This is a genomic window from Peptoniphilus harei (genome assembly GCF_016726485.1).
GTDB classification, from domain to species: Bacteria; Bacillota; Clostridia; order Tissierellales; family Peptoniphilaceae; genus Peptoniphilus_A; species Peptoniphilus_A harei.
Genome location: NZ_CP068103.1, coordinates 1237890 through 1258749 on the forward strand (window position 1 = coordinate 1237890; position 20860 = coordinate 1258749).

Sequence of the window (20860 nt, forward strand, 5' to 3'; positions counted from 1 at the left end):
TTTTTTAATTGCAATGAAGTCAGGCTTTATTGTAAACTATACTTAATATAAGAAAAGCAGTGATACTATGAAGAAAAAAACTTTATTTTTAATAAGTCTTCTTTGCTTGGGAATTTTTTTTGCCCTCTATAACTTTAACCGCTATCCAAAAAAAGTGGTGGCAGAAATTCTCTACACCGTTGACGACAGGATTCTTGCCTTTGTTGATAAGAATATCCAAGACTTTGGCTTTGCAGATATTTTTAACAAGGTCAAATCCACTGGCGACTACGGAATAAGACTTAGCCTTGAAGATAATAAAAATGATAAATTAAATATTATCAATTACCAAAGTCCTGACAAGAAGGAAAGATACTATCATGAGAGAAGAGAAGTAGACCATGAAATAAAGACCTACGGGGAAAAAATCGTCAATAGTGACGTCTATCTCTATAGAGAAGACGTGTCAGATTTTCCACTTTACATTGACAGGAACACCATGGTGAACTTGTCTCGTGACTCCAAGGTCATGTCCGACCTTGGCTATGACATTAATAACAAAAAACTCTTCCTTCCACCAGTTTCCCTTTCTGAAAAAAACACAGAGCTTAAGAAATATGTGAAAAAGGAATGGGCAGAGACCATAAGAAGGACTAAGGTGAAGAAACTTTCAGACAAGTCCTACGAGTTGAAGGTGAGGTCCAAGGACCTAAAAGACCTTTTCGAAAAAATTGAGGGCTTTTACTATGAAGAAGATAGTTTTCCTTACTCTTATATTGCGAGACTTTTGAGAAGGGAATTTGCAAAAATTTCAAATGACCTAGATAAGAGGGACCAAATTGTCTTTTACATCTACACAGATGATGACCTAAATCTCTTGAAACTAAAGTCAGACGACAATAAGTATGCCCTAGCTATAAAAGACTACTTAGAGATAAAACTTCCAGAGACTAGAATCTACATCGAGCCAGAGGAAAATGAAAAACTTAGGACCCTAAGGGGAAAGATAAATGACAGACCCTTTAGGATGTCCTACTATCCCGATTCCAACAAGCTCATCTACCACGATGGGAGGACATTAATCAATGCCAGATTTTATAATTTTGTGAGATCCAAGAAGTTTAAGCTAATAGCTGATATAGATGGAGCGAAAATAAAAAAAATAAACTTAAACTTCTATACAATCCCAGAAAAAATTGAAAGGGAAAAAAATTATATAGAAATTTTAAAATTAAAGGAAGAAGATTGGCAGGAACTAATGTGGGGTGAAAAATTTGAAAAATGATATAAGTAAGAAGGACAAACTGATATTTAGGATCCTAATAGACTCTCTAATGGTGGGAGCCTTGGCAGGATTATTCTCTGTTCTTTATAGGTTTGTGATAATGAAAATGGACTTCTACAGGTCCTTCCTATACGGGGAATTTAACCCAAGGTCCCTAATAATTTTAATAGGCTTGGGAGCAATAATTTCCTTCATAATTCATCACTTGTTGAAATGGGCTCCCCTATCAGGAGGAAGTGGAATTCCACAAATTCGTGGCGAAATCCTTGGTAAATTTAGGATGGAAGAAGTCCCAACCCTCATATCCAAAATCCTTGGAGGAGGCTTGGGAAACCTCATGGGATTTTCACTGGGAAGAGAAGGCCCATCAATCCAAATGGGTGGAGCAGCGGCCAAAGGACTTGGCAAAATCTTAAAGAGGCCACCAGATGAGATCAAGTACATGATAACAGCAGGGGCAGCAGCAGGACTTGCAGCGGCCTTTAACGCACCTTTAGCTGGTTGCATCTTTGCAATAGAGGAACTCCACAAGACCTATTCAAAATTTGTCCTCTTGCCAGCCCTAATTGCATCAATAACAGCAAACTACATTTCCTTTGTAATAATGGGACAAGAGACATCCTTCACCTTCTTTGTCACAGAATCCCTACCCATGAATTTAATTTGGGTTGCCATCCTAATAGGAATCTTGACAGGCCTAGTGGGAGGAGCTTATAACTACTTAATAACAAAGTTCCAAGATTTCTTCAAAAAGATAAACTCAAAAATTTTAAAGTACGCCCTATTGATGGGAGTTACAATCCTTGTAGGCTTTATGTTTTTTGAAGGAACAGGTGGGGGACACGGACTCTTAGAAAATATGGCAAGAGAAAGATTTGCCGTAAAATATATCTTGGCAATCCTCTTGGTAAAATTATTTTACACAAGCTTTTGCTATGGTTCAGGAGTCCAAGGTGGAATCTTTTTGCCAGTCCTTGTAATAGGTGGATCATGTGGAGCCCTAATATTCTCTGCAGTCCACAATGCCTTTGGACTAGATGCCTTTTACATCAACTTCATAATCCTTGGCATGAGTGGAATCCTAGCATCAGTAGTGAGAAGTCCAATCCTATCAATAATTTTGGTATCAGAAATGACATCGACTTTTGAGCACTTGATCGCCCTTTCCATTGTAGTAATGGTTTCCTATTACGTTGCCGAAGCCTTAAAAGTCGCACCAATTTATGACACTCTCTTTGAAAGACAACTAAAGGACAAGAATTTACTCAGTCCAAAAGAAAGAGAACTTGGCGACTATTCAGTCTTTGAATACACAATCACAGACGACTTCAAAAATCTGGGCAAAACCCTAAAAGAAATAAACTTTCCAAGACATCTTATAATAATGTCCATCGAGAGAGATGGAAGTGAATTTGTCCCTGGAGCCGATGACGTAATCCTACTTGGCGACAAGGTCACAGTATTAATAAGTGCCGAAGACGCCCTAGACATAGACGAATTTTTTAAAGGCGAGTAAAAATTAGAAATTAAAATAATTAAAAAGCACTAAACTTGTAATAAGACACAAGATAGTGCTTTTATATTTTTTAAATTGTCAAAAAGAAAAAGTGCAAGATGTGTTTTCTTGCACTTCTTTTGTTTTTATTTTCGTTTTTGTTTAAAAGTTTGAAAGTATTTTGATTTTAATTAAAAGTTTTGAAAGCATTTTGATTTTAAGTTTAATTTAAACTTTTGAAATTATTGTGATTTTGAAATTTTTTCAACTTATTCTAAAATAAAAAAATTTATTAACTTCTAATTATCTCACAGACTTTCTAAATACTTTTTAACTTGTGGTCCCACGTAAGCCTTGTCGTCCTTTAAAAGGATTGGTCTTTTGACAAGCATTCCATCAGTTGATAGGAGCTCAAAAATTTCTTGGTCTGTCATGTCTTTCTTCTTGTCCTTTAAGTTTAGTTCTCTGTACCTCACTCCTGATGAGTTAAAAAGTTTATAGATGTCAACTCCTGCTAGGTCTTTGATTTTTTTCAGTTCCTCTACGCTTAGTAGGTCCTTGTCGATTTCCCTATAGTCATAGGAAATATTTTTTTCTTCCAAAAGTTTTTCTACATTCTTGCAAGTGCTGCATTTTTTGTATCCGATTAATGTGTTCATAATAGCCTCCTTCTAAGTCAAATTATACTATAAAAAAATTATAAAAAATTTTAAAAATTTTTGCAAAAAGTGTTTACATTTTTAGATTACGTGGTATAATAATAGTACCAAATAAGATTAACGCGATAAAGCAAGAAAGAGTTGCTAAGGTTTTATCTTATTTGTGAACAATGACAATTCCATCCAATAAAAAAGTAAAAGCGTATTTGATTTTATTAATTTTATTAGCCTTTTATTAATTTCAATGAGGCTTTTATATAAACTGAAATTGAAGATGTAATTAAAGTAAGATGGTAAATAGTTTGAATTTTTTAAGTTAATTTACTCTCAGTTTTTATATAAATGGCAGGGAGTCCTAGAGTTGGGAGCTCTCGGGAATGTTAATTTATATAGGGCTATGGTAAAAAGAAGAATATAGGTGATTGATGTGATTGAACCAAAAAGTTTTAATTGGATGGAATTAAGAATCTGAAAAGAATGTCTTTAGATAATTGATTAAGGACATTCTTTTTTTTGTGGAATTTTTTAAGCTAGTTGTGGAAATTTAAAAAATTTTAAAGAAGATAAGGCTTGCGATTATAAAAAGTTGAAAAATAAAAAAAACAGATAACAAAAATGATTTATAAAGAAAAAATTAAAATTTTTTGTATTTTATATGTGTTTACAAGGGAAATAAAATATGTTTACAAGGGAAATAAAAATAGGAATAATGGAATAATGAATTTAAAAAATAAAGAAGGAAAAACAATCGACAATAAAATAAAAATCTACATAAAAAATCTCCACCTATGTGACATAAGTTGTGACATAAGTGGAGATTTTTTTTTATTTAAATTTATTAATCTTCTTTTGCTAAGATTCTTGCAGCCATTTCCTTACCGAAGTCTATAAGTTGTTTTAATTCTTCGTCAGTTGCTGCACCTTGGATTTCAAGTTGAGTGTCAAGTACATCGTACTTGCCTTCTTCCATGTATTTCTTTAGAGTCTTTAGGGCTCCACCTGACCATGAGTAGGAACCGAAGATTCCCCAATAGTTGTTTTTCATTCTTTGGTGAGAAACTTCTGTCAATAGGTAGTTCATTGGTGGGAATAGGTTGTTGTCATAAGAACATGATCCCAAGATAACTCCCTTGTATCTCCAGATGTCAGAAAGTAGGTAGGAGTTTGAAGTCTTTGAGATGTCGCGAATTTTGACGTTTTTAAGTCCACCTTCAGCAAGTCCTCTTGCTACTGCTTCTGCCATTGTTTCTGTGTTACCATACATTGATCCGTAGATTACCACACAACCGTCAATAGTTTCTTGCTTAGCTAGTGAAGTGTAGATGTCGATAATCTTTTGTGGGTTTTCTCTCCAAATTGGTCCGTGGTCTGGACAAATTAGTTCAATATCAAGACCTTCTAGTTTTTTAAGGGCTTTTAGGGCTTGATTTGCATACTTACCAACGATGTTGATGAAGTATCTTGTAGTTTCTTCTAGATAGTTTGAATCGTATTCGATTTGATCGTCGAAGATTCCACCATCAAGTGTTCCAAAGCCACCGAAGATGTCTTGAGAGAATAAAGTCTTAGTTGCTTCTTCATAGGCAACCATAGATTCTGGCCAGTGAACCATTGGAGTCATGTAGAAAGTAAGTTTTCTATTCCCAAGTTCAAGAGTTTCGCCTTCCTTAACTTCTATGATGTTGTCAGTAACTTCGTAGAAGTTGTTTAGCATTGCAACGGCTTTCTTGTTTGTAACAAGCTTTGCATCTGGATAAATATCCAAGATTGACTTAATTGAAGATGTGTGGTCTGGTTCCATGTGATTGATTACTATGTAATCAATTTTTTCATTTTCTCCAATAATTTCATTGATCTTTTGAATGTAATCGTCAATTGTGTTAACTCTTACTAGGTCGAAAAGTATATTTTTTTCTCCCTTTAAAACAAAAGAGTTGTAAGCAACACCCTTTGGTAGTGGCCACATTCCTTCAAATAGTTCTGTCTTCCTATCATTTGTACCTATGAAATAAATATCATCTTTAATAGGCACTGATAATAAATTTTCCATATATCCTCCTTATATTTTCATAAAACAAGGACCTAATTAAGTCTTTGTTCTTTTTATTTAAGATAGTTAATATTACAAATTATTTCTTACCCCATAATCCCAATAAAATTCAGGATTAATATAATTTTAATAAAACTCTAGAAAGCTGTGTCTCTCGCCCTTTTCCTTGTAGCCAAGAATTTGTTCCATGTTGACATTTTCTGTTGCACGCAAGAGGTTGATGTCCACGTTTTTGTTTTCTTTTTTTAGCTCTTCAATGAGGTCTTTTATAAAAAATCTCTTGTTGCCAGACTTCTTTTGGGTAACTGTGCAGGCACAGTCAAGAGCAGTAAGGCCAGTTGACTTCATAAACCTAATTATGGCTTCTTCCTTTACAAGATACATGGGCCTAATGAGTTCAAGACCTTCAAAGTTTTTAGACTTTAACTTTGGCATCATTGTCTTGAAGTCGCCAGCATAAATTATATTTAGAAGAACTGTCTCTATGACATCGTCAAAGTGATGGCCTAGGGCAAGCTTGTTGCAACCAAGTTCTTGGGCCCTGTTGTATAAGTTGCCACGACGCATCCTTGCACACATGTAACAAGTTGATCCGCCTTCAGACAATTTTTCTGCAACAGAAAATACGTCAGAGTCGTGAACCTTAACGGGTATCCCAAGTTTTTCACAGTTGTACTCCAGCCTTTCCCTGTTCTCAGGAAGATAACCTGGATCCATGGCGATGAATTCTAATTCAAAGGGAACCTTGTTGTGCTTCTTGAGTTCTTGCAAGAGCTTGGCAAGAGTTAGGGAGTCCTTGCCTCCTGATATAGCAACAGCAATCTTGTCGCCAGGGCTAATCATTTCATAATTGTTGATTCCCTTGACGAATTTTTTATAAATATCTCTCCTATAAGTTTTTATTAGGGACCTCTCTATGTCCACAATACTTTTAACTTTTTCCAAAAAATTTCACCTTTACCAATCTGTTTTTATTATAGCATAGTTATTTACTTATTGATAAGAAAGTCTAAATCTTTAAGACCTTCCTAATGAAAATAAAATCCCGATTAAAAATTTTGCTTAAAAATTATAACACAAGAAGTCTTTTATAAAAATATTTTTGGGAATATATAGGTAAAGTTCATTAAATTATAAAATTAAAGGCCTTTGTGATATAATTTATGTAATTAACTAAGGGGAACTAGCTAGGCTAGTTGAAAGAAAAGGAAGTATAAAATGGTAAATTATAATGTAAAGAAAAATTACACTCTGCTTGTGGATTTCTATGAGCTGACAATGGCAAATGGATTTTTTAAGGAAGGACTAAGGGATAAGACTGTTATCTTCGACATGTTCTTTAGAGAGGTGCCTGACAATGGAGAGTACACAATTGTTGCAGGCCTTGAACAGCTTATCGAGTATATGGAAAATCTTCACTTCTCTGATGAAGATATAGACTTTTTAAGAGAAAAAGGAATTTTTGACGAAGAATTTTTAACTTATTTAAGAGATTTTGAATTTAAGTGTGACGTTTGGGCAATGCCAGAGGGAACCTTGGCCTTTCCTGGCGAACCACTATTAACAGTAAGAGGTCCAGCAATCCAAGCACAAATGCTTGAAACTATGGTCCTACTTACAATTAACCACCAATCTATGATTGCAACTAAGGCATCAAGGATTGTTAAGCAAGCCAAGGGCAGACCAGTTGTTGAATTTGGATCAAGAAGGGCCCAAGGATATTCTGCAGCCAATCTTGGAGCAAGGGCAGCCTACATTGGTGGTTGTGCAGGTACAGCCAACACCTTGACAGACAAGATGTTTGGGGTGCCAGCTCTTGGAACAATGGCCCACTCTTGGGTTCAAATGTTTGACACAGAACTAGAAGCCTTTAGAGCCTTTGCAAGAGTTTATCCAGACAACTGCCTGCTTCTTGTTGACACTTACGACACCTTAAAGGAAGGTGTCCCTAATGCCATCAAGGTCTTTGACGAAGAAGTTGTCCCTCGTGGATTTAGACCTAAGGGAATAAGGATTGACTCTGGAGATATCACTTATATTTCCAACAAGGCGAGAAAGATACTTGATGACGCAGGCTATGAAGATGTTCAGATTATGGCATCCAACTCCCTAGACGAGTACACAATTAGGACAATCCTCCACCAAGGAGCAAAGCTTGACTCCTTTGGAGTTGGTGAAAGACTAATCACATCAAAGTCATCACCAGTTTTTGGTGGAGTTTATAAACTTGTTGCCACAGAAGATGAAAATGGAAAAATAACTCCAAAGATTAAAATTTCTGAAAACGTGACAAAAATTACTACACCAGGCTTTAAGGAACTTTACAGATTCTATGAAAATGAAACGGGTAAGGCCATGGGTGACGTCATTGCCCTAAGAGATGAAGAAATCCCTAAGGACAATTACGAAGTCTTCCACCCAATTTACACTTGGAAGAGAAAGACTCTTACAGACTACACAGTTAAGAAGGTCCTTGTTCAAATTTATGACAAGGGAGAACTTGTTTACAAGATGCCAAGTCTTGACGAAATAAGACAAAGGGCCAAGGACGAACTTGATACCCTTTGGGAAGAAACAAAGAGGCTTGACAATCCAAATCAATATATTGTTGACTTGTCAGAAGAACTTTGGCAACTAAAGGACAACTTATTAAAGAAGCACGGAAAAAATTAAAATAAAAAAGAGAGGGAAGTTATATGCAGTATTACGGAAATGTTTTTAGACCGCCAAGTGAGGCTAGGTCATTAATAGTTCAAGCTACAGTGGGTTGTTCTCACAACGACTGTACTTTTTGCTACATGTACAAGGAAGATGATTTTAGGATAAGATCCCTTGAAGACATAAAGAAGGACCTAATAGAAATGAGTTCCTATGGAGATTACTTTGAAAGGATCTTCTTGGCAGATGGGGATGCTTTAGTTTTAAAGACAGAAGACCTTCTTGAAATCCTAAGGACAATAAAAAAATATTATCCCAATGTAAAGAGGGTTTCTTCCTATGCAACTGCCCAAGATATAAATAGGAAGTCCCTAGAAGAATTAAAAGAACTTAGGGCTGAAGGACTTGAGATGCTCTACATTGGTTTTGAAACAGGAGACGAAGAACTCCTAAAAGAAATTAATAAGGGTGTAACTTATGAAGAATATGTGACTGCCATGAAGAAGGCAAAGGAAGCTGGCTTTACAACTTCCATCACAATCATTGCAGGTCTTGGCGGAGTAGAGGGCATGGAGAGAAATGCCATTGGAACTGCCAAACTAATTTCAGAAACTAAGCCAGACTTCTTGGGTTATCTTACAATGAGGATCTACAAGAACACACCTCTTTATGAAGACTATGTAAATGGCAAGTTCAAGATGCCAGATGCAGGTCAAATCCTTGAAGAGATGAAGATATTCTTGGAGCACGTTGACTCTGAAGGTACAGTATTTAGGTCCAACCACGCTTCCAACTACGTTCTACTTGCAGGAACTTTAAATGAAGATAGGGAAGGCTTAATTAGTGCAATAGAAAAAACTTTAAAGAAAAAGTCTTTTAGACCTGATGTATTGAGAGGATTTTAAAATTGAAGGACAAGAATTTTGAAAGCATGGATGAAGGGCAAAGGCTAAAAAATTTAAAAAAAGACTTGGACTCTGGAGTTATTTCCTTTGAAGAAAAGACTGAAGAGACCTCCCTTGCTCTAAATCCTGTTAGGTACCTAATCCCCCTTGAGTCAAGTCCCAATAAAAAGGAGAAACTTGACATTGACTACAAGAAAAAGGAAGGACCTAGTGACAAGAATTTCGAAATTATTATTGAGTTAAATCCAGAAGGTCATGAAGTTTATGAAAAGAAGGGAAGGTCATCAAGACTTCCTGCCCCTCACAGGGTTCATTATCTTCAAAGGACAAAGAGAGAAAACCCCAAGATAGATAAGGGCTCTCTCTTTTATGACTACCTAGAGATTTACTTAAATAGAACAAAAAACATAGAGAAAAAATTTTTTGAAGACTACTTTGGACTCTAGTTTCAAGAAAAGAGGAAAAACAAAATATGGAAGATAAAAGAGAAATAAAAGAAAAAAATATCCCGTCAAAATTGACCTTTAAGACAGATGTCTACAAGAAGATATTTTTGACAGGACTTGCCCTCTTATTTGTGGCATACTTATTCGTAAATTCAAGGTCAATATTTTCAGGCCTTGGAGTCTTACTTGGCATTTGCGCTCCCTTTATATTGGGAGGAGTCATTGCCTTTATAATGAAAATACCCCTAAACTTTTTAGAGAGAAAAGTTTTTGACAAGATACAAAATGAAAAATTTCAAAAGCACAAGAGGACAATATCCATTGCCCTATCCTTTATAGTGATAATCCTTGTTTTCTTTATCATTACGGCAATAATTGTTCCACAACTTATTAATTCCTTTAACGAACTTAGGAAGTCCCTTCCAAGTTTCTTGCAAATGGCAATTGATAAGACAAGAGAGATACCTTACCTTAATAGTTATTCAGACAGACTCCAAGCAGAATACGACAACTTGTCTTGGAATGAAATCTTTGATAGGGTCAAGGGCTTTGTGAAATCTGATGAAAATTCATCACACATACTAAACTCTGCACTTTCAACTGCATCAAGTATATTAGGTGGTTTGGTTTCCTTCTTCCTTGCCCTTATCACATCAATTTACATCCTTGCAGACAAGGAAAGATTGGGTTACCAAGCAACAAGAATTTGCTACTCATGTTTTAACAACAAGGTCGCAAATAAAATCTTACACGTTGCCCACCTTTTACATGAAAACTTCTTTGGTTTCATCAGGGGACAACTTACAGTTTCAACCTTTATAGGTATAGCAACTTTTATTTGCTGCCTAGTATTGAGGATGCCAAATGCAGCCACAATTGGTGTAATAGTTGGAGTGACAGACCTTGTTCCAATTATTGGCCCCTTCCTTGGTGGTGCCATAGCCTTTGTCATGATTGTAATCGAAGATCCAACAAAGGGACTTATCTTTATAGCCTTGATTGTGATCTTGCAACAAGTTGAGTCAAACCTAGTTTATCCAAAACTTGTGGGAAACGAAGTTGGACTTCCATCTCTTTGGACTCTTGTGGCAATCACTATTGGTGGTTCACTCTTTGGTGTTGTTGGCATGTGGGGTTTCATACCACTTGCATCAACAATCTACGCCCTCATAAAAGAGTACACAGAGTACAAGATCAATGAAAAGAACTTAGACTTAAGAATGAAAAAAATATAAACAAAAAGACTTCTCATTTCACAGTGAGAAGTCTTTCTTTATGCAAAAAATTATTTCTTATTTAGATTTTTTCTTTGTAGTTTTCTTTGATTTAGAAGATTTTTTATCATCATCTTCTTCATTGTCGTCATCTTCCTTGGCATTTTCTTCTGCTTCCATTATGTTGCCTTCGCAGAATAAGTAAGTCCTCATTTGTTCGTCCCAACCTTCTTGATTGCGGCGAAGCCATTCAAGTGTCATCATTGCGTGTTCAATTTCTTCTTCGGCATTGTGCCACATGATTTCCTTTAGTTCTTTGTCATCAGTAACTGCAACTCTTTGGTAGTACCAGTCAACTGCTTCGATTTCTTCTTTTAGAGAGTTAATTGCTCTTACAATTTCCCTTTGCTTCTTCGTCATTTCACTAGCGGGTTCGTGATAATCGTTAGCCATAATAAGCTCCTTTACAATAAAAAATGTTAATTTACTTTCAAATTAATTAAAGCACTAACACTTTACCAAAGGAATGGATTTTTCAAACTTCCTTGTTTTGGGTATAATAGATATAGTTGAAAAAATTATGAAGAGAAAGAGAATTGAAATAATTTTCAAAGATACTGAGAAAATTGATTAAAGGAGAGATTGTTAATGATTGAATTTAAAAATGTCAGTAAGATCTATCCCGGTAATCAGGTTGCAGCTGAAAATATAAATTTAAAATTCAAGGATGGCGAATTTATATGTTTTATTGGAGCCAGTGGATCGGGCAAGACTACCTGTATGAGGATGATAAACAGGATGAACGAAATCACATCAGGCGAGATCCTCATTAACGGAGTCAGCATCAAAGATATGGATGCTGTTGATCTTAGGAGACAAATTGGATATGTAATCCAACAAATTGGACTCTTGCCCCATATGACAGTTTACGACAACATAGTTTTGGTTCCAAGGCTACTTAAGTGGGACGAAGAAAAATTAAGACCAATTGCAGAGAACTTAATAGAAAAAGTTGACCTGCCACTATCTTACTTAGAAAAATACCCATCAGAATTATCTGGTGGTCAACAACAGAGAATTGGTGTAATAAGGGCCTTGGCAGCAGACCAAGACATAATCCTAATGGACGAACCCTTTGGTGCTCTTGACCCAATAACAAGAGATGCACTACAAAAACTTGTGAAGAGACTTCAAAGAGAAATGGGAAAGACAATAGTCTTTGTATCCCACGACATGGATGAGGCTCTTTCACTTGCAGATAGGATAGTCATCATGAAGAAGGGTCATGTTGAACAATTTGATACACCAGAAAATATACTTAAGAACCCAAAATCAAAATACGTAGAAGAAATGTTGGGCCAAGAAAAGATGAACGAGGCCAAGACTTCTTATAGGACTGTTGAGACAATAATGCTTAAGAATCCAGTTTCCCTAACAAGTGACAGGTCAACCTACGATGCCCTTGCCCTTATGAGGAACAAGAGAGTCGACACGATTTTCGTTACTGACGAAGAAGGTCACCTACTTGGAGCAGTGGGTATGTTTGACATAGGAAAATTTGGTAAGCACATAAAACCCCTTGACGAAGTCATGGACAAGGTCTATGCCATAGAAGAGGACACAGTTATCATGAATGCCATTCGTGACATCTATAATCTCGACATAAAGAACCTTCCAGTAGTTGACGATGAGAACAAACTCGTGGGCCTTGTTACCAGGGCATCAGTAGTTGATACAATCTACACCAACCTTTGGGAAAATGAAGAAGAGGAAGAAGTTGAGGAAATTTACGAAGAGGACAATTTGTCTGAACTTATGAAGGATGCATCAGGTGAGTCACCTAAGAAAATAGGTGATAAAAATGATTGATTTTTTATTAGCGAATAGCGGAGAAATATTTTCAAAGTCCATGGAGCACCTTATGATTGCGGCGATTTCACTAGCCCTTGGAATTCTAGTGGCAGTTCCTATTGGGATCTTACTAAATAGGTCCAAGCAGGCAGCGAAAATTGTCATGGCAATAGCATCAGTTCTTCAAACAGTTCCATCCTTTGCCCTCTTGGCACTTATGATTCCACTTTTTGGAGTTGGAAAGAAACCAGCCATAGTTTCACTTTTTATCTACTCCTTGCTTCCGATTATGAGGAACACCTATCTTGGGATAGCAGGAGTAAATGAAAACCTAATTGACGCAGCCAAGGGAATGGGGATGACAAGGTCCCAAATACTTTTTAAGGTCCAAATTCCTATGGCCATGCCAGTTATTATGGGTGGTATAAGACTTTCAGGAGTTTACGTCCTTGCCTGGACAACTCTTGCAGCCTATGTAGGAGCAGGTGGACTTGGGGACTTTATCTTCAACGGACTTACTAACGCAATAATGCCAATGGTAGTTTGGGGCACAATTCCAGTTACCCTTATGGCCATAATAGTGGACTTCTTCTTTGGAATCCTAGAAGAAAAACTATCTCCCAATAAGAAAAGTGAGGTGGCATAATGAAAAAAATTAAAACATTTCTTTTAATATTTCTTATACTTCCAATCTTTTTGACATCCTGCACACTACCGGGAATTGGTGGCAACACCAAGACTAGCGTAGTTGTGGCAACGGGATCCAACACAGAAAGACAGATCCTGGGAGAAGTTGTAAAGCAAATGATAGAACACCACAGCGACATAGACGTTTCACTTATTACCAACTTGTCATCATCTGTCCTAAACCACATAGCCATGTTAAAGGGAGATGTAAACATAGTTGGTGCCATGTACACAGGTACAGCCCTAAGTGGGGAACTTGGCATGGACCCTATCAAGGACCCAAAAGAGGCAGAGAGAGTTGTTATGGATGAATACTACAAGAGGTGGGAGAGATACTGGTACCCATCCTTTGGCTTTGACAACACCTATGCCTTTATGGTTACAAAAAAATTCGCAGAAGAAAATAATCTTAAAAAAGTTTCTGACCTTGAGAAGCTAAAGGACAATCTCGAAGTTGGAGTTGACACAGCTTGGATAAAGAGAGAGGGAGACGGTTACAAGGCCTTCAAAGAAATCTATGGATTTGACTTTAAAACAGTTTATCCCATGGATATTGGCCTAGTTTACACAGCCCTTGCCAGTGGAGAAATGGACCTAGTCCTTGGATATTCCACAGACGGAAAGATTTCATCCTATGACCTAGTTGTCCTAGAAGATGATAAGAGACTTTTCCCACCTTATGACTGCTCACCAGTATTGTCAAAGGCAATTGTGGAAAAATATCCAGAGCTTGAAACCATAATGATGAAGCTTGTGGGTCAAATCTCATCAGAAGATATGCAAGAACTAAACCGTCAAGCAGACGAAGACCTGGAGATGCCAGCACTAGTGGCAGAAAACTTCTTGAAAAAGCATAATTACTTTGAAGATGTAAAAGTTGATCAAGAAAAGATAAAGGAATACAAGGAAGCAGTGGAAGGAGGAAAAAATGTCTGATGTAATGATTTACTATATGGAGAACGCGTCCTATGTCTTTGAACAATTTATTAGACACTTTCTAATTTCCATTTACGGAGTTCTCTTTGCATCAATAGTTGCAATACCACTTGGATTTGCAGTTGCAAGAAAGGGAAAATTATCAAGACTTACAATAAGCATTGCCAATGTAATGCAGACAATCCCATCCCTTGCCATGCTTGCCATCCTCATGTTTTTAATAGGAACGGGACCAAACACAGTGGTCTTTGCAGTATTCTTATACGCAATCCTTCCAATATTAAAAAACACAGTTGGAGGAATAAATTCAGTGACACCAGAACTTGTTGATGCAGCCAAGGGAATGGGGATGACGAAATTTCAAATAATGAAAAAGGTAGAACTTCCCCTTGCCATATCCATAATCATGGGTGGCATAAGAAATGCCCTTGTTCTTGCCATAGGAGTTACGGCAGTGGGAACCTTCATTGGAGCAGGTGGCCTTGGAGATATAATCACAAGGGGGATCACAGTTGCCAACGGAAGCCCTATAATAATAGCAGGAGCAATCCCAACAGCCCTAATGGCAGTCTTGGCAGACTTCGCCCTTGGAGCCATAGAAAATAAACTTAAACCAAGAACTTTTACAAAGATATAGAATAAAAAAAACTCAGGTTTTATAAGCCTGAGTTTTTTCATATCTTAATTTATTTTTTTACTCCTATAAAATTCCACGCTAGATGCCAGCGTATTCACCAGTACAATGTAGTGGTGGTAGAAGGAAAATAAAATTGCCCCAATGGGTCCTCCGACCATTTCAAGAGGGGTCCTGCCCGTTATGTTCCAGGGAATGTAAAGTGGAGTCATAATTGCAGAGTTCTCAAGATCAAGGGCTAACTTGTAGGAGTCCTTATAATTTTCCCTTGCCATTTCGTAGGTGATCATAGTGGTCAAGGTTTGGTTAGCAGAAAAACCTGCGATTATAAATGAAATAAAGGACATGACCACCATGTCGGGTAGCTTTTCAAACAAGATGTTTACATATTTTTTCACAACTACTAAGAGGTCTGTGTGCTTGAAAAAACCAAAGTAGCCAGATGAAATCCCTACAATAAGTAGCATCTTTCTCATAGATAGAAGGCCGCCACCATTTACTAGTGGTCCCACATCAGAGTCAATGTGAAAACCAAAAATCAAGGCCTTAAAAATTTCTCCAAGGCTAGCATCTTGAAAGATTATTGCAAAGAAAATAGAAATTATAATGGAAATTACCATGTTGATCCTAATGTCCACTTTAAATATAGCCAAGATGATTATGGAAAGAGTTGGGACCACTAAGAAGAAATTAAAATTAAAAATGCTGGCAATGGACCTCAAACTTTGAGAATTTATCTCGGCATCAATTCCAAAATTAAAAATTTGAAAAGTGATTAGGGTCAAAACTAGGGGAATGACACAGGTCCTAAACATATTTTTCAAGTTAACATAGAGGTCAGTCTTGGTAAGAGTTGCAACCAATAGGGCTGATGTTGACATTGGAGATGACCTGTCGCCAAAATAGCAGCCAGACAAAATTGCCCCACCAGTGATATAGGGATTGAAGTTCATGGCGGTAGAAATTGACATGGAAATTATGCCAGAAGTGGAAGCAGTTCCAAGACTTGTCCCAGTTAAGACTGAAATGGCAGAGTTAAAAATAAAAACTCCCACATAGAAAAATTTTGGGGCAATAAGCCCAGTCCCTTTATAAATTATGTAGGCAATAGTCCCCGATAATCGCCAAATACCTGTTATCATTCCAATTAACATAAAGACAAAGAGGATGGTCTTTGTGTCCAAGAGTCCCTCATAGACCATGTGAAAAATTTCTTTTAATTTGTAGTCTTTTATAAAGGCGTAAATTATTAGGAGAATCAAATTCAAAAAGAGGGCAAGGACAATTGATATATCAAAAATTATTGCTATGAAGAGATTCACCATAAATAAAATTAAAATTAAAATTTCTAGCATTTTCCACCTCCCTGACTTTCTTTACTCTAGCTTTATACTTTTTATTTTATAATTAAGCCAAGACATCTTTCAAGGAAATTTAGGCAAATCTTAATAAATTTGAAAGACTTTTGCAGGTCTTTACTATTGTAATTCTTGAAAAACTTAATATATAATTAAGCATGGAGGTAGATATGAAAAAATTTTATACAAAAGCGAAAGACACCATACTTAAAAATAGAAGAAATAAAATCCTAGCAGGAGGAGGACTGGCCCTCATCCTGGCCCTAATACTTATACCAAAATTTGCTGGCCTTGGTGGAGGAAAGGGAGAAACAATTTCTGAAAACCAAGTTGTGACCCTAAAGAAGGGGAGCGTGACAAACTCCGTCAGCGAAAAGGGAAAGGTTGTTCCATCAAACTCAGTGGAAGTATTTGCTGAAAAGTCCCTTCCAGTGACAGAAGTCAATGTAAAGGTTGGCGACAAGGTCAAGAAGGGCGACGTCATAGCCAAGCTTGACTCCTCAAGCATAGAGCAACAACTAAAGTCAAGGAAGGCCCAAAAGGAGGCCACAGACAAAAATGTGTCGGCACAAATTTCTGCTGCCAAGAAAAGACTTTCTGAAGCAGTGACTGGTCAAAAGTCTGGTAAAAATCCAGCCCTTGTTGCTGCAGAAACTTCCCTAACTCAAGCTATGGACCAATACCTTGCCGCAGAGAAATCCTACAATGACTTCAAGAGAAGTATAGACGAGAGATACAACCAAGGCATAGTTGCAGAGAAGGACTCCAGGCAAAATCTTGCCCACCAAGAAGAAGCAACTGACCTAAGATACAAGCAACTTGTGGAAGACCTAAATAGCAATAGGAACAAAATTGCTGAAAATAGGTCCCTTGCAAGAGACTCTTCCAGGTCCAAGGACTACTTGCAGTCAGATCTTGACAATGCCAAGAGAAGACTTACAGAAATTGGGATTGAAATATCTGAAACCCAAGCTAAAATTTCAGAAAAACAACAGAACCTTTTAGCTGGAGGAAGACAAAAAGCTGAAGAGCTTTCTAAGAATAAGCCTTCTAAAAACAATATGATAGACAAGGGTACGCAAACTATAAATGCAGGCACAATTGAAAATGGAATTGTAGATGACAAGACAAGTGGTGCAAATTCAAATTCTGACAAAATTACAGAAGAAATAAAAGAATTGCAAAATAAAGTAAAAAACTTAACAAGAGAACAATCAGAAACAGAAATCCTAATAGGAAAAATATCTGAAGACCTTGCCACTGCCAAGGCTGACGAGCAAAAATACGATTCTCAAGCCGAAGCCCTTGAAAAAGAAGTGGAAGGCCAGGTAAAACAAGTGGAGTCAACAGAACTTGAAGTGAGAAAGGCAAAAGAAGACCTCTATGCCGATGCAGACAAGGCCCTAAAGGCAAGAAAATCTCGTGACGACGAGTTAAAAACTCTAGAGAAGAACCTTGAAACTGCTAAGAACAACTATGATAATGCCAAGAAAAATCTAGAATCAACAAAACAACAAGTTGTCAACGAAATTTCTGGCCTAAGAGACAACCTAAACACAGCCAAGGCTGGAGCAAACAATCTTGATAATGTGGAAATCGAAAATCTAAGTCAGGAACTAGACAAGGTCATGATCAAGGCACCAGCAGACGGAACTGTGACAGAAGTCCCAGCCAAGGAAGGCCAAGTTCCAACAGGCTATCTTGCCAAGATCGAAACTATAGACAAGCTTAGGATAGAATCCCAAGTCAAGGAATACGACAAGAACTCCATAAGTGTGGGTACAGAAGTTGAGATCACATCAGATTCCCTTGTGGGAGAAGTCTTTAGGGGCAAGGTCATCTCCATTGACCCAGCACCAATGCCAGTTTCTGAAGACAACAAGTCTGGCGAAGTCCTCTACAAAACTGTAATAGAAATAGATGAAGGACAAGAAGAAAAGCTTGCTCCAGGCATGACACTTAGGGTAAAATACATCCTCAGCCAAGAAAGAGACACCTTCAAGGTGCCAAGTGATGCAATCTTCGAGAGAGATGGCAAGTCCTATGTCCTTGGTCTAAAAAACATTGGTAAGGATGACTACCAAATTGAAAAAGTAGAAGTCATAAGGGGACTTGAAAATGACGCAGAAACTGCCATCAAGTCCAAAGACCTAAAGGTTGGCGACAAGGTCCTTGCCACATCAGGAGGCTATGGAGAAGGAACAAAGCTAACCCTTATGAAGGACCCAAACTCCAAAGAAAGTGATGGAGATGAAAAAAGTGTAGACGCCAGCACTGCAGAAGCCGGAGGAGTTATTATAAAATGACAGGCAAGCTTATAAAAATGGAGGGCATAAAAAAGTCCTTTAATATAGGAAAAGAAAATGAATTGGAAATCCTCCACGGCATAGACTTTGAAGTAAATGACGGCGACTTCGTATCAGTTGTGGGCCAGTCGGGATCAGGTAAGTCAACCCTAATGAACATCATTGGTCTACTCGACAGGCAGACCTCAGGCTATTACGAACTCAACGGAGTCGACATATCCACCCTAAAGGACAGCGAGCTTTCAGCCTACAGGTCCAAAAAAATTGGCTTCGTCTTCCAGAACTTCAACCTAATACCCAGGTCCAATGCCCAAAAGAACGTAGAACTTCCCATGACCTATGCAGGAGTGGGGAAAAAGGAAAGGGCAGAGAGGGCAGAAAGACTCCTTGAAATAGTGGAGATGAAGGACAGGATGGACCACCTTCCCAATGAGTTATCAGGTGGACAAAAACAGAGAGTTGCCATAGCCAGGTCCATGGCCAATAACCCCGATATCATCTTGGCAGACGAGCCAACGGGAGCCCTGGACTCCAAGACTGGCAGAAATGTTATGGACCTCTTCCACAAACTCAACAAGGAAGACAAGAGGACAATAATTATCATCACCCACAACATGGAACTGGCCAAGGAAGCTGGCAGGATCTACAAGATGACTGACGGACTTTTGGAGGAGATTTAATGGATATATTAGAAACAATAAAACTCTCCCTTGAGGGACTTAGGTCCAACAAGCTCAGGTCCTTTTTAACCATGCTAGGGATAATAATTGGAATCGGGTCAGTAATCGGCATCACAACCATAGGAGATGCCCTCACCAAGTCAGTCAACAAGGCCTTTGACTCCATAGCCAACACAGCAGTCCAAATTTATGTAAAGCCAAAAAATGCCGACTACGATGGGGGAGAACTCACCGACTCCGACTACTTCTCAGAAAACATAATAAACTATTTAGAAGCACAAAAGGGCAGGACCATTGAAGACTTAGTCTACCATGGAGCCAGCGGCCAAGGCTATGTCAAGGAAGGGAGAGACAAGGAGCCAGTATCCATAGTTTCTACATCAGAGGGCGAAAAAAATCTTTTCAAACTCAAGATGATTGCCGGAAGGTTTTTAAATGACCAAGACGTGGCAAGGGGCAAGTCTGTTGCAGTAATATCAGACAAGGTCCTTGAAGAAATCTACAAGGTCCCAGCACCAGAAGCCTTGGGCCAAGAAGTAAAAATTGACGTCAATGGTAAACTCCTAGTTGCCACAATAATTGGAGTCTATGAGTACGAAGAGATGAAGGTCATGGGCCAATCACTTAATGGGGCCAGCTCATCCGTTTACATCCCAAGGACAACAGGGGACAGAGAACTTTTGACAGAACCAAGGACATCCTACTACGACATCGCCATGACTTTAAAAAACCCCGACACTATAGAAGAAGATGCCAAGGCTCTAGTTGATGACTTAAATGCCAAATTCTATAAGGACAACCCACGAGCAGAAGTTGCCCACTACTCAGCCGAGAGCGAAATATCACAAATGAACTCCGCTATGGGGTCCATTCAAGTTGCCATAGGAGCCATAGCAGCCATCTCCCTCTTAGTTGGAGGAATCGGCGTAATGAACATCCTCCTCGTGTCTGTGACAGAGAGAACCAAGGAAATTGGAATAAGAAAGGCTCTGGGAGCAACAAGAGGCGATATAAGAAAGCAATTTATCATTGAGTCCGTAATAATTTGTATTATTGGAGGATTCTTCGGCATAATCCTGGGAACCATAATAGGACTAATTGGGTCCAAGCTTTTAGAATTCCAAACACTTCCATCCCTTGGATCAATTGTGGTGGCAGTGGGATTCTCCATGCTAATAGGAATCTTCTTCGGCTACTATCCAGCCAACAAGGCAGCCAAGCTAGACCCAATCGAAGCCCTTAGGTACGAATAAGATGTAAGATATTAGAATCTTATAAACAATTAAAAAGACTATATAATAGAAGAAAAGCACTGTCGAGAGGCAGTGCTTTTTGCTTGACCTATCTGCGACCATATGCCAAAGAGAAGGACCGAAGGGAACTAGCGGATGTCTACTCTTGACCTAAAAGATTAAAGAGCAAATTAATTTTGAAGTCATAAAGTCCTATGACCTAGCAAAAAATTATAAGTTCCTGATTGAAAAATGAGTTTATAAAAAACTCCTAAGTCACAAACAAGTTGGACTCACTAATAAATTCTAAAGTGACAAATAAGTATGACTTGATGATAAACTCTTAAGTCATAAGCAAATAAGACTTGATGATAAATTATTAAGTCACAAACAAATATGACCTCAAAATAATTTTATAACTTGTAGTTAAGTTTGACTTGATAATTATTTTATAAGTTGCAAGCAAATAAGAGTTAATAAAAAAT

General features: G+C 37.7%; 18 protein-coding genes. 13 read left to right on the top strand and 5 right to left on the bottom strand.

Annotated features, from left to right (window positions below):
• Nucleotides 1-67 precede the first annotated feature (67 nt).
• Nucleotides 68-1264 carry a hypothetical protein gene (locus I6I93_RS05775; RefSeq protein ID WP_070700237.1) on the top strand — a complete coding sequence of 399 codons (1197 nt, stop codon included), beginning with the start codon at nucleotides 68-70 and terminating at the stop codon, nucleotides 1262-1264.
• Nucleotides 1245-2780, top strand: a complete 1536-nt coding sequence (locus tag I6I93_RS05780) for a ClC family H(+)/Cl(-) exchange transporter (RefSeq protein WP_236251302.1) — start codon at nucleotides 1245-1247, stop codon at nucleotides 2778-2780. The genes I6I93_RS05775 and I6I93_RS05780 overlap by 20 nt, the downstream gene beginning before the upstream one ends.
• A gap of 287 nt (nucleotides 2781-3067) precedes the next feature.
• On the opposite strand, the gene I6I93_RS05785 is transcribed toward I6I93_RS05780, so the two are convergent.
• The 3 genes from I6I93_RS05785 to I6I93_RS05795 all read right to left on the bottom strand — a co-directional run bounded on the left by I6I93_RS05785 (nucleotide 3068) and on the right by I6I93_RS05795 (nucleotide 6413).
• On the bottom strand, nucleotides 3068-3418 hold the full coding sequence (locus tag I6I93_RS05785) for a Spx/MgsR family RNA polymerase-binding regulatory protein (RefSeq protein ID WP_112889791.1): 351 nt from the start codon (nucleotides 3416-3418) through the stop codon (nucleotides 3068-3070).
• 838 nt (nucleotides 3419-4256) lie between these two features.
• Nucleotides 4257-5468 carry an FprA family A-type flavoprotein gene (locus I6I93_RS05790; RefSeq protein WP_112889792.1) on the bottom strand — a complete coding sequence of 404 codons (1212 nt, stop codon included), beginning with the start codon at nucleotides 5466-5468 and terminating at the stop codon, nucleotides 4257-4259.
• Nucleotides 5469-5594: 126 nt separating this feature from the next.
• Nucleotides 5595-6413 carry a tRNA lysidine(34) synthetase gene (locus tag I6I93_RS05795; RefSeq protein ID WP_070700241.1) on the bottom strand — a complete coding sequence of 273 codons (819 nt, stop codon included), beginning with the start codon at nucleotides 6411-6413 and terminating at the stop codon, nucleotides 5595-5597.
• A gap of 273 nt (nucleotides 6414-6686) precedes the next feature.
• On the opposite strand from I6I93_RS05795, the gene I6I93_RS05800 reads away from it, so the two are divergent.
• Genes I6I93_RS05800 through I6I93_RS05815 form a run of 4 tightly spaced genes read left to right on the top strand, consistent with a single transcriptional unit; the run spans nucleotide 6687 to nucleotide 10712 of the window.
• On the top strand, nucleotides 6687-8141 hold the full coding sequence (locus I6I93_RS05800) for a nicotinate phosphoribosyltransferase (protein WP_112889793.1): 1455 nt from the start codon (nucleotides 6687-6689) through the stop codon (nucleotides 8139-8141).
• Nucleotides 8142-8164: 23 nt separating this feature from the next.
• Nucleotides 8165-9031, top strand: coding sequence for a radical SAM protein (locus I6I93_RS05805; protein ID WP_112889794.1), 867 nt, complete (start codon nucleotides 8165-8167; stop codon nucleotides 9029-9031).
• A 2-nt stretch (nucleotides 9032-9033) separates the two neighbouring features.
• Nucleotides 9034-9477, top strand: a complete 444-nt coding sequence (locus I6I93_RS05810; RefSeq protein ID WP_112889795.1) for a hypothetical protein — start codon at nucleotides 9034-9036, stop codon at nucleotides 9475-9477.
• Nucleotides 9478-9503: 26 nt separating this feature from the next.
• Nucleotides 9504-10712 (top strand): AI-2E family transporter, encoded by a 1209-nt coding sequence (locus I6I93_RS05815; protein ID WP_112889796.1) that lies wholly within the window; start codon nucleotides 9504-9506, stop codon nucleotides 10710-10712.
• A gap of 57 nt (nucleotides 10713-10769) precedes the next feature.
• Here the strand turns inward: I6I93_RS05815 and I6I93_RS05820 are convergent, their stop codons facing one another.
• Nucleotides 10770-11144 (bottom strand): encapsulin-associated ferritin-like protein, encoded by a 375-nt coding sequence (locus I6I93_RS05820; protein WP_112889797.1) that lies wholly within the window; start codon nucleotides 11142-11144, stop codon nucleotides 10770-10772.
• 195 nt (nucleotides 11145-11339) lie between these two features.
• Between I6I93_RS05820 and I6I93_RS05825 the strand changes: the two genes are divergently transcribed.
• From I6I93_RS05825 to I6I93_RS05840, 4 genes are read left to right on the top strand one after another with little or no spacing between them, the layout of a single operon-like run.
• The gene (locus I6I93_RS05825) at nucleotides 11340-12560 is read left to right on the top strand and encodes an ABC transporter ATP-binding protein (RefSeq protein WP_112889798.1); all 1221 of its coding nucleotides are present in this window, start codon (nucleotides 11340-11342) and stop codon (nucleotides 12558-12560) included.
• Entirely contained in the window at nucleotides 12553-13188 is a 636-nt protein-coding gene (locus I6I93_RS05830; RefSeq protein ID WP_112889799.1) for an ABC transporter permease, read from the top strand. The genes I6I93_RS05825 and I6I93_RS05830 overlap by 8 nt, the downstream gene beginning before the upstream one ends.
• Complete coding sequence (locus tag I6I93_RS05835) at nucleotides 13188-14165, top strand: osmoprotectant ABC transporter substrate-binding protein (RefSeq protein ID WP_112889800.1); 978 nt, start codon at nucleotides 13188-13190, stop codon at nucleotides 14163-14165. Before I6I93_RS05830 ends, I6I93_RS05835 begins: the two co-directional genes overlap by 1 nt.
• Entirely contained in the window at nucleotides 14158-14802 is a 645-nt protein-coding gene (locus I6I93_RS05840) for an ABC transporter permease (RefSeq protein WP_070700250.1), read from the top strand. The genes I6I93_RS05835 and I6I93_RS05840 overlap by 8 nt, the downstream gene beginning before the upstream one ends.
• A gap of 44 nt (nucleotides 14803-14846) precedes the next feature.
• Here I6I93_RS05840 and I6I93_RS05845 read toward each other — a convergent pair whose 3' ends face one another.
• On the bottom strand, nucleotides 14847-16154 hold the full coding sequence (locus I6I93_RS05845; protein ID WP_112889801.1) for a Na+/H+ antiporter NhaC family protein: 1308 nt from the start codon (nucleotides 16152-16154) through the stop codon (nucleotides 14847-14849).
• Between the two features lie 173 nt (nucleotides 16155-16327).
• Between I6I93_RS05845 and I6I93_RS05850 the strand changes: the two genes are divergently transcribed.
• Genes I6I93_RS05850 through I6I93_RS05860 form a run of 3 tightly spaced genes read left to right on the top strand, consistent with a single transcriptional unit; the run spans nucleotide 16328 to nucleotide 20396 of the window.
• Complete coding sequence (locus tag I6I93_RS05850; RefSeq protein ID WP_112889802.1) at nucleotides 16328-18463, top strand: efflux RND transporter periplasmic adaptor subunit; 2136 nt, start codon at nucleotides 16328-16330, stop codon at nucleotides 18461-18463.
• Nucleotides 18460-19143, top strand: coding sequence for an ABC transporter ATP-binding protein (locus I6I93_RS05855; RefSeq protein ID WP_112889803.1), 684 nt, complete (start codon nucleotides 18460-18462; stop codon nucleotides 19141-19143). The genes I6I93_RS05850 and I6I93_RS05855 overlap by 4 nt, the downstream gene beginning before the upstream one ends.
• On the top strand, nucleotides 19143-20396 hold the full coding sequence (locus tag I6I93_RS05860) for an ABC transporter permease (RefSeq protein ID WP_112889804.1): 1254 nt from the start codon (nucleotides 19143-19145) through the stop codon (nucleotides 20394-20396). The genes I6I93_RS05855 and I6I93_RS05860 overlap by 1 nt, the downstream gene beginning before the upstream one ends.
• Nucleotides 20397-20860: the final 464 nt, after the last annotated feature.

Bases quoted from the DNA above. Each gene is read 5' to 3' on its own strand.
- I6I93_RS05790 (WP_112889792.1), bottom strand. From the start codon at position 5,468: ATGGAAAATTTATTATCAGTGCCTATTAAAGATGATATTTATTTCATA.
- I6I93_RS05820 (WP_112889797.1), bottom strand. From the start codon at position 11,144: ATGGCTAACGATTATCACGAACCCGCTAGTGAAATGACGAAGAAGCAA.
- I6I93_RS05815 (WP_112889796.1), top strand. From the start codon at position 9,504: ATGGAAGATAAAAGAGAAATAAAAGAAAAAAATATCCCGTCAAAATTG.
- I6I93_RS05860 (WP_112889804.1), top strand. From the start codon at position 19,143: ATGGATATATTAGAAACAATAAAACTCTCCCTTGAGGGACTTAGGTCC.
- I6I93_RS05835 (WP_112889800.1), top strand. From the start codon at position 13,188: ATGAAAAAAATTAAAACATTTCTTTTAATATTTCTTATACTTCCAATC.
- I6I93_RS05825 (WP_112889798.1), top strand. From the start codon at position 11,340: ATGATTGAATTTAAAAATGTCAGTAAGATCTATCCCGGTAATCAGGTT.
- I6I93_RS05775 (WP_070700237.1), top strand. From the start codon at position 68: ATGAAGAAAAAAACTTTATTTTTAATAAGTCTTCTTTGCTTGGGAATT.
- I6I93_RS05805 (WP_112889794.1), top strand. From the start codon at position 8,165: ATGCAGTATTACGGAAATGTTTTTAGACCGCCAAGTGAGGCTAGGTCA.
- I6I93_RS05855 (WP_112889803.1), top strand. From the start codon at position 18,460: ATGACAGGCAAGCTTATAAAAATGGAGGGCATAAAAAAGTCCTTTAAT.
- I6I93_RS05800 (WP_112889793.1), top strand. From the start codon at position 6,687: ATGGTAAATTATAATGTAAAGAAAAATTACACTCTGCTTGTGGATTTC.
- I6I93_RS05785 (WP_112889791.1), bottom strand. From the start codon at position 3,418: ATGAACACATTAATCGGATACAAAAAATGCAGCACTTGCAAGAATGTA.
- I6I93_RS05840 (WP_070700250.1), top strand. From the start codon at position 14,158: ATGTCTGATGTAATGATTTACTATATGGAGAACGCGTCCTATGTCTTT.
- I6I93_RS05850 (WP_112889802.1), top strand. From the start codon at position 16,328: ATGAAAAAATTTTATACAAAAGCGAAAGACACCATACTTAAAAATAGA.
- I6I93_RS05845 (WP_112889801.1), bottom strand. From the start codon at position 16,154: ATGCTAGAAATTTTAATTTTAATTTTATTTATGGTGAATCTCTTCATA.
- I6I93_RS05830 (WP_112889799.1), top strand. From the start codon at position 12,553: ATGATTGATTTTTTATTAGCGAATAGCGGAGAAATATTTTCAAAGTCC.